Genomic DNA, 12749 nt, shown 5'->3' with positions numbered 1-12749 from the left:
TGCAAGCGCCTTCAATAAAAATGATTTGCAAGTAAAATGGTGCAGCCATGAAAACTGAAAAATCTCTAGACACTTCATCTGCCGCCGATCAGCTCACGACCTTTGAGGCTGCACGGATGCTCGGAATGGCCGTGCGCTCCGTGCAACTGATGGTCGACCGCAACGAGCTCCAGGCATGGAAGACGCCGGGCGGGCACCGGCGTATTTCGCGCCGCTCGGTGGAGCAGTGGTTGCGTTCGCGCTCTGGCGGACCGGTGCCTGCGGCCGATGCACAGTTTTCAGCGGCCGCAGCGCATGAACCTTTCAGGCACACGGCCATGCCGATCCCGGAGCTTGCAGATGGGCGAGTGCAGGCGCCTGGTGATATGAAGGTGCTGCTGATCGAGGACTCCATCCACTTCCAGAACCTGGTGTCCTTGCTGGTGGAGCAGCACTTTCCGGCATGGCAGTTGCACATTGCCAATGACGGCATCACCGGGCTGGCGATGTACGGGCAGATCCAGCCCGATATCCTGATCGTGGACATTCTGCTGCCCGGAATCGATGGCGCGGCCCTCATCACGACGCTGCGCTCGCATCCCCAGTTCGCCCGCAGCCGCCTCATCGTCGTGACCTCGCTGGACGAATCCCAGCGCGCGCCCTATGCGTTTGCGTTGCAGGGGGTGAACGTGATTCACAAGCCGCGGCTGGTGGCCGAGTTGCCAGCGCTTCTTGCCCAGAGTGCGGAAGTCAGGGCCGCGTCCTGAGCGCAGCGAGGGTTCCATGACCAACGCATCTGTTGTGCCGGTTCGGCGCGTGTTGCTGGTGGAAGACGATGCCTCGATTGCGCGCTTCATCGACATGGCGCTGGAAGACGAGGGGGTGGATCTGACCGTCTGCGGCGATGTGGAAAGCGCCTTGGCCGTGCTGCACAAGGGCCCTGTGGGGCTGGTCATCACGGACCTGATGCTCCCCGGCTTGTCGGGCTACGATCTGGTGGAGCGGTTGCATTCCGAGCCCGCGCTGCTTGCTGGCGCCAGGCTGGTCATCTTCAGCGCGGGTGTGAACCTGGACAAGCAGGCGCGGCTTGAAGGCCGTGGCATATGGCGCATTCTGCGCAAGCCGGCGTCGGTTGCCCAGTTGCAGGCCTGCGTACTGGAGGCATTTGCGGGACAGGATGCAGCGCCGCCGCCAGCAGAGGTGCCGGCGCAGCCTGCCGACCCCAGCTGCGCCGAGAGCGACGCGGTACTTGCCTATTTTGGCGGCGACGCCGCCCTGTTCCGTGCGTACCGGGCCAAGTGCCTTGTGCAGTTTGAACACGATCTGGTGGCGGGTGATGCCGCATTGCATGCGGGCGATCTCGCGGGGCTGCAGCGCTTGTCGCACAGTCTGTCCACGGTGTTCCGCACCTTGGGCTGGGCAGAGGACGGCCTGGTGGCAAAACAGCTGGAAGCGCTGGCGGCCTCTGGTGACACGCAGGCCTCGGCCACTGCCTGGTACCAGGTGCGCCGCAGATTGATCGGCTGACACGCGGCCTGGTGCGCCATACCGGTGGGTGGTCGTGGATGCATCAATCGATGGCCAACTGGCTGGCGTTGCCGGCGCGCCGAAGAGCCACAGCATCCATTTGGGACAGTGACACTTCACCGGTCCTCAGTCGGAACAGGCGCATGGAGTTGCTGACGCCCTGCACCTGGCCGTAGACCGATTGAGCTGCCGCTGCCAGTTCTTCCACCATCGCGGCGTTCTGTTGGGTGATGGAGTCCATGTGCGCTACCGCCTCGTTGATCTGGGACACGCCGACCTTTTGCTCGCCTGCGGCAGTGCTGATCTCATCGAGCACGGTGTTCACCTTTCCAATCGACTGCAGGACCGCCTGCATCCGCTCGCGTGCCTGGCCGGCACTGGCCACACCTGCCGTGACGCGCGCACCAGACTCGACGATGAGTTCCTTGATGTCCTTGGCGGCCGATGTGGTGCGCTGAGCGAGTGCCCGCACTTCGGATGCCACGACCGCGAAGCCGCGCCCCTGGTCTCCCGCCCGCGCTGCTTCCACTGCGGCGTTCAGCGCCAGGATGTTGGTCTGGAACGCGACGCCTTCGATCAATTGGATGATGTCTTCGATGCGTTTGGACGATGCGGCGATGCCTTGCATGGTGTCCGCCAGGTTCTGGACTGCTTCGTCGCTGTGCCGGGCGACTTCGGAGGTGGCGTGGGCCATCTGGGCTCCCTGGCTTGCCGAGGTGGCGCTGTTCTGGATCGTGCCATTGATCTCTTCCATGGACGCGGCCGTCTGCTCCAGGCTGCTGGCCTGCGCCTCCGTGCGGGAGGAGAGGTCGTTGTTCCCGGAGGCGATTTCCTGCACGGCCACATCCAGATGCCCCACTTCCTGGCGGACATCGCTCACGACCGTGCGCAGGTTCACGCTGAGCTGGTTCAGTGCTTGCTGCAGTTTCCCCACCACGTCGGAGGCACCAGTTTCCACGCCGCGGGACAGGTCACCGGATGCGAGGCGGTTGGCATCCCTGACCAGGCGATGCAGGGGACTGACTGCAAAGGCGCGGATGAGCGAGGCGCTGGCCAGCAGCGCCAGCAGCGCTGCACCCAGCACCACATAAGCCGGTGCGCCCAGAAAATGCGGGCTCACTGCTGCGGCAATCGCTGCGGCTTGTGTCAGCGCCAGCTTCGTGGCCAAGGTGGGCTGGCTCAGCCGTTTGAACCATCCGGTCAAGCCCTTGCGTACCACCAGGCCACCCTGGAGCCCCAGGTGCCGCTGCCCTGTCGCTTCCTGTCGCTTGAACTGCGTGTACAGCGCCTCGGCCGACCGGACCTGATCGCGGCTGGGAACCGTGCGCACCGACAGAAAGCCGGTGATCTGGGTGCCATCCATCATGGGGGTGGCGTTGGCCTGCACCCAGTAGTGGTCGCCGTCCTTGCGCCGGTTTTTGACGAGGCCGGTCCATGGCAGACCGGCCTGGATCGTTTCCCACATGTCGCGGAATGCCTCGGAGGGCATGTCGGGATGCCTCACCAGGTTGTGGGGCTGGCCCAGCAGTTCCTCGCGCTGGAAGCCGCTGACCTGGATGAATGCGTGGTTGCAGTAGGTGATGCGCCCCTTGAGGTCGGTCACGGACACGAGTGTTTCCTCGGGGGAGAAAGTGAACTCCCGCTGTGTGATGGGCAGATTGTTGCGCATGGGTGGCTTTTAGGTCTGTATGGTGGGTAACTCAAAGCCAGAGCCATCAGAGTGGCTACCAGTTTTGTGATTCAAATGATGGTTTCATTTGATAACAATGTCAAATATGATTTTCCTGTGGCGCATTTGGGGCGTGGGAGGCTATCGGGCAAATCTGGAAGTTGTCGACGCTGACATTTCGGGCGTGAACACGATGCTGCGCCCCCGGCCTTGGGCCTTGGCGTGGTACATGGCGAGGTCGGCGCAGTGCATCAAGGCCTCGGGCTCCTGCGCATCCATGGGGTACATGGCGATACCCACGCTGCAGCCAGTCTGAACCGGGAAGCCATCGAGGTTGCGAGGGCTTGAGAGCGCGGCGATGAGCTTGGTGGCCACCATGACTGCGTCCAATAGCTCGTCGACCTCGCGCAGCAAAACGACAAACTCGTCGCCGCCAATGCGCGCAACGACGTCGCTGGCACGCACTTGGGCTGTCAGGCTCCCGGCCACATCGATCAGCAGCTTGTCTCCAATGGCATGGCCGAAGGTGTCGTTGACGGACTTGAAGCCATCAAGGTCCAGCAGTAGCAGCGCGACCCGCCGGCCAGCGCGCTGTGCATGCGCGATGGCGTGACGCAGGTACTCACTGAACAGCCAGCGATTGGTCAGGCCCGTCAGTGCGTCGTGCGTTGCCTGGTGCTGCAGTTGCCGTTCGGACTGCTTCGCCTCACTGGTGTCTCGAACAAAGGCGATGGTGCCAACATGGCCTTCGCCATCCACGCGGCTCAGTGCGATGTCTATCGGGACCTTGGTTCCGTCCTTGCGCAGCAGGGTCAGATCTCCCATGGTTCCCATGGGTCTGCGTTGGGGTTCACTCGCATAGCGCTGCCTGTTTTCGACATGCAATCGGCGCAGGTCGGCCGGCAAGAAGAGCTCGACGGATTGCCCCAGCAGTTCATGGGGCTGGTAGCCTGACAGCGTGCACAGCGCCTCGTTGGCAAGCACGATGGTGCCGGCGTCCGATACGAACAGGACGCCGTCCGGCGCCTGTGTGACGATGAGCTCGCAAAGGTTCATGGGGCGCTGAGTTCTGGGGTTGCCCTCCTGGGCGGTGCACCGGAACCGTTGTGGGTCCGGGTACCTTCCCATGGTCGGCCAAGTGCAGGTTCACCGGCTTGACGTGCATCAAGTCTTGCGTGCGCGTAGCCCGGGTGCTGCTGAATCAGTGACCCCTCCCACCCGCGGGGTGGGCCGACAAGCTTGGCAGCCAATTGCGCTGCGTGGCATATCCGCGCCCAGCTGCCAGCCCCGATGAAGGGTTGGCATGTGCTGGGCTTGTGCGTTCTATCCGATCGTCATCAGGCTCGCATTGCCCCCGGCCGCCGCCGTGTTCACGCTCAGCGCGCGCTCGATCACCAGGCGCTCCAGCGGCACCTCGGTGCTGCCCGGGGCCATGGCCGTCACGGCCACGATGGGGCCGGGGCGGCGGGCGAGCTGCTCGCACACGCTGCGCAGTTCGTCGGGGCTGCCGTGGTGCAGCACGGCGGCCAACTCGATGCTGCCGTCGGCCAGGGCATTGCCGGTGGTGCTGATGCGTGCCTGCACCTCGGCCGGGAGCGTGGTGCGCAGGGCGGTGTGGGCATCGGCCCAGACGGCCTTGCCGCCGCTGGCGAGCACGGCGGCCAGTTGGGTCAGCAGTTCGTCCTGCGTGGTGGCGATGCACAGCACGGTGGCGCGCGGCAGCAGGCTGTAGACATTGCGCTCGCCCGTGGGGCCGGGCAGGGTGCGTGCGGTGCCGCTCTGGCTTTCGGCGGCAAAGCGGCGGCAGGTGGCGGCAAGGGGCGCATGGCCCTGCATCTGCGCCCAGCGTTCCAGCGCACGCAGGGGCATGAGCAGTTGGTCGCGTGCAGCCATGTCGGCGGGCACGGCGCGGTCGGCGGCGGCAAAGGTTTGCGCCAGTGCGTTGGCCGGGCGCTCGGCCAGCAGGCGCAGCAGGTACAGCGGGCCTCCGGCCTTGGGGCCGGTGCCCGAAAGGCCTTCACCACCAAAGGGCTGCACACCCACCACGGCGCCCACCATGTTGCGGTTGACGTAGACATTGCCGGCGTGCGCGCGGTCCACCACGCGGGCGATGGTCTCGTCGATACGGGTGTGCACGCCCTGGGTCAGTCCATAGCCGGTGGCGTTGATCTGGTCGAGCAACTGGTCCAGGTCCGTGCGTGCATAGCGCACCAGGTGCAGCACCGGGCCGAAGACCTCGCGCTGCAGCTCGCTGATGGCGTTGAGCTCGATCAGCGTGGGCGGCACGAAAGTGCCCTGCGCTGCCTCGGCAACATCGCTGCGGCAGTGCTGGAACACGGAGACGCCCTTGGCCTTGAAAGCCTCGATGTGCTTGTTGATGCCGCCCTGGGCCTCGGCGTCGATCACCGGGCCCACATCCACCGCGAGCGCTGCGGGGTTGCCCATGCGCAGCTCGCCCATGGCGCCCTTGAGCATCTCGACCACGCGGTCGGCTGCATCTTCCTGCACGCACAGCACGCGCAGGGCCGAGCAGCGCTGGCCAGCGCTGTCGAAGGCGGAGGACACGGCATCGGCCACCACCTGCTCCACCAGGGCCGAGGAGTCCACGATCATGGCGTTCTGCCCGCCGGTCTCGGCGATCAGCGGGATGGGGCGGCCTGCGGCATCGAGCCGGCCGGCAATGGTGCGCTGCAGGATGCGCGCCACCTCGGTGGAGCCGGTGAACATGACGCCCATCACCCGGTCGTCACCGATCAGGCGCGCGCCCACGGTCTCGCCCTGGCCGGGCAGCAGCTGCACCGCGCCGCGCGGCACTCCGGCCTGCCACAGCAGGCGCACGGCCTCGGCGGCGACGAGTGGCGTCTGCTCGGCCGGCTTGGCCAGCACCGGGTTGCCGGCGGCCAGCGCCGCAGCCGCCTGGCCCATGAAGATGGCCAGCGGAAAGTTCCAGGGGCTGATGCACGCCACCGGGCCCAGGGGAATGTGCGTGGCGTTGTCGAAGGTGCTCTCGACCTGGGCCGCGTAGTAGCGCAAAAAGTCCACCGCCTCGCGCACCTCGGCGATGGCGTTGCTGGCGCTCTTGCCGGCCTCGCGCATCAACAGGCCGATCAAGGGCTGCATGCGCTCTTCGAGCAGGTCGGCCGTGCGCTGCAGGGTGGCGGCACGCTCGGCTGGGGCGGTGGCGGCCCACGCGGGGGCTGCCGACTGTGCGTTCTTGAGTGCCTGGTCCACGTCGCCGGCCGTGGCTTCCTGCACCTGGCCAACCACATCACGCAGGTCGGCGGGGTTGCGCAAGGGGATGGTCGGGCCGGTGGGCGCATCGGTGGCGAGCAGCGGGCCGGCCTTCCAGTCTTGCAGCGCGCTGGCCTGTAGCGTGGCGGTCAGCTGTGCCAGCATGGCGTCGCTGGCGATGTCGAGCCCTTGCGAGTTGGCGCGGCCGTTGCCGTACAGCGCCCCCGGCAGCGGAATGCGCGGGTGGGGCAGGGCGGCCGTGCCCTCGCGGGCGGCGGCCTCGTCCACCACCTGCACGGGGCTGCGCACCAGCTCGGCCAGGGCGATGGTCTCGTCGGCGATGCGGTTCACGAAGGAGGTGTTGGCGCCGTTCTCGAGCAGGCGGCGCACCAGGTAGGCCAGCAGCGTCTCGTGCGTGCCCACGGGGGCGTAGATGCGGCAGGGCCGGCCCAGCTTGCCGGCGCTGATGGCGCCCACCACCTGCTCGTACAGCGGCTCGCCCATGCCGTGCAGGCACTGGAACTCGTACTGCCCCGCGTAGTAGTTGCTGCCCGCCAGGTGGTAGATGGAGGCCAGGGTTTCGGCGTTGTGCGTGGCGAACTGCGGGTACACCGCCTCGGGCGCGGCCAGCAGCCTGCGCGCGCAGGCCACATAGGAGATGTCGGTGTGCACCTTGCGCGTGTAGACCGGGTAGTCGGCCAGGCCGTCGATCTGCGCGCGCTTGATCTCGCTGTCCCAGTAGGCGCCCTTGACCAGGCGCACCATGAGGCGGCGGCGGGTGCGGCGGGCCAGGTCGATCACGAAGTCGATCACATGCGGGCAGCGCTTCTGGTAGGCCTGGATCACGAAGCCGATGCCGTTCCAGCCGGCAAGGCTGGGCTCATGGCACAGGCGCTCGAGCAGGTCGAGCGAGATTTCCAGCCGGTCGGCCTCCTCGGCGTCGATGTTGATGCCGATGTCATAGCGCTTGGCCAGCTCGGTCAGGCGCAGCACCAGGGGGTAGAGCTCGTCCATCACGCGCGCGAACTGGGCCCGGCTGTAGCGCGGGTGCAAGGCCGACAGCTTGATCGAGATGCCCGGCCCTTCGTAGATGCCGCGCCCGGCCGATGCCTTGCCGATGGCGTGGATGGCCTGCTCGTACGAGGCGTAGTAGCGCTCGGCGTCGGCCGTGGTCAGCGCCGCCTCGCCCAGCATGTCGTAGGAGTAGCGAAAGCCCTCGGCCTCCATGCGGCGGGCGTTGGTCAGGGCCTCGGCGATGGTCTCGCCGGTGACGAACTGCTCGCCCATCATGCGCATGGCCATGTCCACGCCCTTGCGGATCAATGGCTCGCCGCCCCGGCCGATGAGCCGGCCCAGCGAGGCGCCCAGGCTGCCTTCGCTGTGCGTGGCCACCAGCTTGCCGGTGATCAAGAGGCCCCAGGTGGCGGCGTTGACGAACAGCGAGGGGCTCTTGCCCAGGTGCGGCTCCCACTGGCCGTTGCTGATCTTGTCGCGGATCAGCGCGTCGCGCGTCGCCGCATCAGGGATGCGCAGCAGCGCCTCGGCCAGGCACATCAGGGCCACACCCTCCTGGGACGAGAGCGAGAACTCCTGCAGCAGCCCCTGCACGATGCCCGCGCGGCCGCTGGCGGCCTTGCGCTGGCGCAGGGCACCCGCGATGCGCAGCGCCAGTTGCTCTGAAGCGGCGGCCATGTCCTGCGGCACGCGGGCCTGGGCCAGCAGCGGGGCCAGGGCCTCGGGCTCGGGCCGGCGGCAGGCAGCAGTGATGGCGGCGCGCAGCGGGCTGGTCAGGGCGGGGCGTGGGGCGAAGTCTGCAAAAGCGGCGGAATGGGTCATGGCGGGTTCTCTGGTGAGAAATTCGGGCCCGACGGCTGCGGGCCCCACTAAATGGATCATCTCTGGACTTGCGGTGAATAAATGTTCGAAAATCGGCCTATCGAACGAATGAATCACTAGAGTCAATGACCAACGATGCCGATCTGGACCGTATCGACCGCCGGATCCTGTCGATCCTGCAGGAAGACGGGCGCATTGCCAACCTCAAGCTGGCCGAGGCCGTGGCCCTGTCGCCCACGGCGGTCCTGGCGCGCGTGCAGCGGCTCACGCGCGACGGCTTCATCCTGGGCTACGAGGCGCGGCTGAACCCGCTCAAGCTCGGGGCGGGCATGCTGGTCTTCGTGGAGGTGCTGCTTGACCGCACCACGCCCAACGTGTTCGACCAGTTCAAGGCGGCCGTGCAGGTGCATCCCGAGATCATGGAATGCCACATGGTGGCGGGCGGCTTCGACTACCTGCTCAAGACCCGCTCGGCCGACATGAATGCCTACCGGGTGTTCGCCGGGGCGGTGCTCTGGCAGCTGCCGGGCGTGCGCGAGACACGTACCTATGCCGTGATGGAGGAGGTCAAGCACAGCAATCACCTCGTGTTGCGATAGGCACGCGCGCAACGCCTGCATTGGCGAGTGCGCCACCAGCCCCCATAATGGGCGCAATACCGAAAGTCGCAGGAGGAGTTCTCATGTCCGCATTCAAATTCGCCGCAGCGGCCCTGGTGGCCGCATGTTTCAGCCAGACCGCCTCCGCTGCCTGCTACGTGGTCTACAGCCCGGCCAAGGAAATCATCTACCGTGCGCCCGAGCCGCCGGTGGACATGTCGTTCCAGGTCCACGAAGTGCTGCCCCGCGTGGCACCTGGCAGCACGCTGGTGTTCACGCTGGACAACTATGGCTGCGACCTGCGCATCAACGAACTGCCGCGCTTCGCACCTGCCCGCATGACCGGCCCTGGCGGGCGCCGCGCGCCGCGCGCCGACCGCGGCTGAGCCATTGCATCCGCGCACCCCGTGGACGGGTGCGCAGGACGGTTCGCAGCCTCTGAGACAATCGGAGGATGAGCGAACCCAAAGAATTGTCCCCCTCGTATGAACCCGCCGAGCAGGAAGCGGGAGAACTGCCGGAAGGCTGGCTGTCCGTGCAGTCCCTGGACCTCGAAGCCCAGGGCGTGGCGCGCCGGCCCAATGGCAAGGTGGTCTTCATCGACGGCGCCCTGCCGTTCGAGTACGTCACCGCCAACACCCACCGCAAGAAGAACAACTGGGAGCAGGCCAGCCTGACGGCGATCCACCGCGAGTCGTCCCAGCGCGTGCGCCCGGGCTGCCCGCATTTCGGCCTGCACGCCGGCGCCTGCGGCGGCTGCAAGATGCAGCACCTGCACGTGGGCGGGCAGGTGGCGGTCAAGCAGCGCGTGCTCGAAGACAACCTCTGGCACCTGGGCAAGGTGCGGGCCGAGATGGTGCTGCGCCCCATCGAGGGCCCCGCCTGGGGCTACCGCTACCGCGCGCGCCTGTCGGTGCGCCATGTGATCAAGAAGGGCACGGTGCTGGTGGGCTTTCATGAGCGCAAGAGCCGCTACGTGGCCGATATGCAGACCTGCCCGGTGCTGCCCCCGCATGTGGACGCCATGCTGATGCCGCTGCGCGCGCTGATCGCCTCGATGGACGCGCGCGACACCTGCCCGCAGATCGAGCTGGCCTGCGGCGACAGCGTGACCGCGCTGGTGCTGCGCCACCTGGAGCCGCTGAGCGCGGACGACCTCACCCGGCTGCGCGATTTCGCCGCCGCCCACCAGGTGCAATGGTGGCTGCAGCCCAAGGGCCCCGAGACCGTGAAGCTCATGGACGAGGGCGGTGAGCAGCTGTCCTATGCGCTGCCGGACTTCGGCATCACCATGCCCTTCAAGCCCACCGATTTCACGCAGGTGAACCCGCACATCAACCGCGTGCTGGTCACGCGCGCGCTGCGCCTTTTGGACGTGCAAAAGCACGAGCGCGTGATCGACTGGTTCTGCGGCCTGGGCAATTTCACGCTGCCCCTGGCCACCCAGGGCCGCGAGGTGCTGGGCATCGAGGGCAGCGAGGCGCTGGTGGCGCGCTCGCGCGAGAACTACCGGCTCAACCAGGGCCTGGTGGCCGAGGGTGGCAAGGCCCTGGCGCCCACCGATTTCGTGGCCCGCAACCTGTTCGACATGACGCCCGAGATGCTGATTGCCGATGGCTCGGCCGACAAATGGTTGGTGGACCCGCCGCGCGAAGGCGCGTTCGCGCTGGCCAGGGCGCTGGCCGACATCGAGCAATCGCGCATCGGTTCCGAGGGCGCGGCGCCGCTGCCCCCAGGGGCCGAGCACTGGACGCCGCCCAAGCGCATCGTCTACGTGAGCTGCAACCCCGCCACGCTGGCGCGCGATGCGGGCCTGCTGGTGCACCTGGCTGGCTACCGCTGCACGGCGGCGGGCATGGTCAACATGTTCCCGCACACGGCGCACGTGGAGAGCATGGCGGTGTTCGAGCGGGCTTGACCTGCGCCGCCGGGAGGCTGGATACAAAAAAGGAGCCTGCGGGCTCCTTTCGTTTTGGCGCTCAGTTTTCCCTGGCGGCCCTCGATGCGGCGCGCGCGGACGCCTCCGGCGGTGCAGCCTTGGTGATCACCGAGGGGCTGCCTTCAATCTTGTTCTCGCGCATGTACTGGTCCATCTCCTTCCACCCGTCGAAAACAGCCGCCTTGGTGGCCTTGGGGTTGAGGGTGTAGCAGTCTTCCACCCCGCGCAGCGCATGCCGGCAGGCGCCGCCGATGGCCTTGGCGTCGGCTTCCCGCTGGATGGCGCCCACATCCGGTCCGAGGCCCGGGATCTTGTCGCACCCGGCCAGTAGCAACGCGGCTGCGGACGCGGCCATGAGGCGCAGGATGGGGAGGGGGACAAAGGGGGCAGTAGAGCGCATGTGGTCTCATTATCGGCAGCTGGCCAGCGGTATTGAGGGTTGACCATTGCGAGTGGTCAACAAAAAGGCTCCCGAAGGAGCCTTTTGGGGGAACGGTGCCAAAGGAGCTCAGTCCCTTTCGCCGCCCATGATGCCCAGCAGGGCCAGCAGGCTCTGGAACACGTTGAAGATGTCCAGGTACAGGGCCAGCGTGGCGCTGATGTAGTTGGTCTCGCCGCCGTCCAGGATCTGCTTCAAGTCATACAGCATGTAGGCGCTGAAGATGCCGATGGCTGCCACCGAGATGGCCATCATGCCGACCGAGGAGCCGACGAACACGTTGATGATGGCTCCGGCCATCAGCACCAGTGCGCCCACCATGAGCCACTTGCCCATGCCCGAGAGGTCGCGCTTGATCACGCTGGCCAGGGTGGCCATCACGAAGAACACGCCTGCGGTGCCCGCAAACGCGGTCATCACCAGGTCGGTACCGTTCTTGAAGCCCAGCACCATGCCGATCATGCGCGAGAGCATCAGGCCCATGAAGAAGGTGAAGGCCAGCAGCACGGGCACGCCGGCGGCCGAGCGCTTGGTCTTTTCGATCGCGTACATGAAGGCGAACGCGCCGCCCAGGAACACGATCAGGCCCACACCGCCGCGCAGCGACTGCGTGATGCCCGTGGCGACGCCGATCCAGGCGCCCAGCACGGTGGGGATCATGCTCAGTGCGAGCAACCAGTAAGTGTTGCGAAGCACCTTGTGGCGCTCTTCCTGCGAGATGCCATAGCCCGCAGAGCTCCCCAGGGTGGTGACTTGGTCATTCATCATCTTGTGTCTCTCCTTTGTGGCCTGCACGTCGCAGACTTGACAAATTCTAGGTGGTGGCGTTCCTGCAAATGGCAATACCCGCACCGGCCAACGGGCTTGCGATCTTTTCCAAGGGTGGGGCATTGCACCGGCTGGGTCAATATTCTTTCGCCCCAGGCAGTGCTTGTGGCCGCATCGGTAGCCGCTATGCTTGCCGGTTTCCATCCGGGGCCGCCCCGCGCGCCCCCTCAACCCTGGCATTGCATCCATGAAAACCAAGCACGAACTCGAACTGGCCGACGTCAAGGCCATTGCCGCCGCTGCCGAAGCCGAAGCGCTCAAGAACAACTGGGCCGTGACCATCGCCATCGTCGACGATGGCGGCCACCTGCTGTGGCTGCAGCGTCTGGATGGCGCAGCCGCCGTGTCCTCGCACATCGCACCCTCCAAGGCCCGCACGGCCGCGCTGGGCCGCCGCGACAGCAAGGTCTATGAGGACATCGTGAACGGCGGGCGCACCGCGTTCCTGAGCGCCCCGACCATCGACGGCCTGCTCGAAGGCGGCGTGGCCATCCTCAAGGACGGCCAGTGCCTGGGCGCCGTGGGCGTGAGCGGCGTGAAGTCAACCGAAGACGCGCAGGTCGCCCGCGCCGGTATCGCCGCCATCGGCCTGTGAACCGCGGCATGCCCTGCGGCATGCGCCCATGAAAAAACCGGCCGAGGCCTAATGCCGTTCACTTAAGCCAGTGAGCGGCATTTTTCCTGTCTGCACATAGCCCATAC

Annotated in this window: 11 protein-coding genes; 6 read left to right on the top strand and 5 right to left on the bottom strand. The window is 66.5% G+C overall.

The window, feature by feature from the left end:
* Positions 1-47: 47 nt before the first annotated feature.
* Both ASE28_RS23865 and ASE28_RS23860 read left to right on the top strand, forming a co-directional pair.
* Positions 48-746 (top strand): helix-turn-helix domain-containing protein, encoded by a 699-nt coding sequence (locus tag ASE28_RS23865; protein WP_057203670.1) that lies wholly within the window; start codon positions 48-50, stop codon positions 744-746.
* A gap of 16 nt (positions 747-762) precedes the next feature.
* Positions 763-1506, top strand: coding sequence for a response regulator (locus ASE28_RS23860; RefSeq protein WP_057268736.1), 744 nt, complete (start codon positions 763-765; stop codon positions 1504-1506).
* A gap of 43 nt (positions 1507-1549) precedes the next feature.
* On the opposite strand, the gene ASE28_RS23855 is transcribed toward ASE28_RS23860, so the two are convergent.
* The 3 genes from ASE28_RS23855 to putA form a co-directional block, all read right to left on the bottom strand.
* Positions 1550-3175: a PAS domain-containing methyl-accepting chemotaxis protein gene (locus ASE28_RS23855; RefSeq protein WP_057268735.1), complete on the bottom strand. Its 1626-nt coding sequence runs from the start codon at positions 3173-3175 to the stop codon at positions 1550-1552.
* A 141-nt stretch (positions 3176-3316) separates the two neighbouring features.
* On the bottom strand, positions 3317-4231 hold the full coding sequence (locus ASE28_RS23850) for a sensor domain-containing diguanylate cyclase (RefSeq protein ID WP_057268734.1): 915 nt from the start codon (positions 4229-4231) through the stop codon (positions 3317-3319).
* Positions 4232-4498: 267 nt separating this feature from the next.
* Positions 4499-8242: a trifunctional transcriptional regulator/proline dehydrogenase/L-glutamate gamma-semialdehyde dehydrogenase gene (gene putA, locus ASE28_RS23845; RefSeq protein ID WP_057268733.1), complete on the bottom strand. Its 3744-nt coding sequence runs from the start codon at positions 8240-8242 to the stop codon at positions 4499-4501.
* A 125-nt stretch (positions 8243-8367) separates the two neighbouring features.
* On the opposite strand from putA, the gene ASE28_RS23840 reads away from it, so the two are divergent.
* The 3 genes from ASE28_RS23840 to rlmD all read left to right on the top strand — a co-directional run bounded on the left by ASE28_RS23840 (position 8368) and on the right by rlmD (position 10759).
* The gene (locus tag ASE28_RS23840; protein ID WP_057268732.1) at positions 8368-8841 is read left to right on the top strand and encodes an Lrp/AsnC ligand binding domain-containing protein; all 474 of its coding nucleotides are present in this window, start codon (positions 8368-8370) and stop codon (positions 8839-8841) included.
* Positions 8842-8924: 83 nt separating this feature from the next.
* The gene (locus ASE28_RS23835) at positions 8925-9227 is read left to right on the top strand and encodes a hypothetical protein (RefSeq protein WP_057203658.1); all 303 of its coding nucleotides are present in this window, start codon (positions 8925-8927) and stop codon (positions 9225-9227) included.
* A 68-nt stretch (positions 9228-9295) separates the two neighbouring features.
* On the top strand, positions 9296-10759 hold the full coding sequence (gene rlmD, locus ASE28_RS23830; protein WP_057268731.1) for a 23S rRNA (uracil(1939)-C(5))-methyltransferase RlmD: 1464 nt from the start codon (positions 9296-9298) through the stop codon (positions 10757-10759).
* Positions 10760-10820: 61 nt separating this feature from the next.
* On the opposite strand, the gene ASE28_RS23825 is transcribed toward rlmD, so the two are convergent.
* Both ASE28_RS23825 and ASE28_RS23820 read right to left on the bottom strand, forming a co-directional pair.
* Positions 10821-11180, bottom strand: a complete 360-nt coding sequence (locus tag ASE28_RS23825) for a hypothetical protein (RefSeq protein WP_057268730.1) — start codon at positions 11178-11180, stop codon at positions 10821-10823.
* A 108-nt stretch (positions 11181-11288) separates the two neighbouring features.
* On the bottom strand, positions 11289-11984 hold the full coding sequence (locus ASE28_RS23820) for a Bax inhibitor-1/YccA family protein (RefSeq protein ID WP_057203846.1): 696 nt from the start codon (positions 11982-11984) through the stop codon (positions 11289-11291).
* 250 nt (positions 11985-12234) lie between these two features.
* Between ASE28_RS23820 and ASE28_RS23815 the strand changes: the two genes are divergently transcribed.
* On the top strand, positions 12235-12642 hold the full coding sequence (locus tag ASE28_RS23815; RefSeq protein WP_057203655.1) for a heme-binding protein: 408 nt from the start codon (positions 12235-12237) through the stop codon (positions 12640-12642).
* Positions 12643-12749 lie beyond the last annotated feature (107 nt).

Source organism: Acidovorax sp. Root219 (assembly GCF_001428665.1).
Taxonomy (GTDB): domain Bacteria; phylum Pseudomonadota; class Gammaproteobacteria; order Burkholderiales; family Burkholderiaceae_C; genus Acidovorax.
The sequence above is the reverse complement of the archived record's forward strand: the minus strand, read 5'-3'. Positions and strand labels throughout refer to the sequence as shown.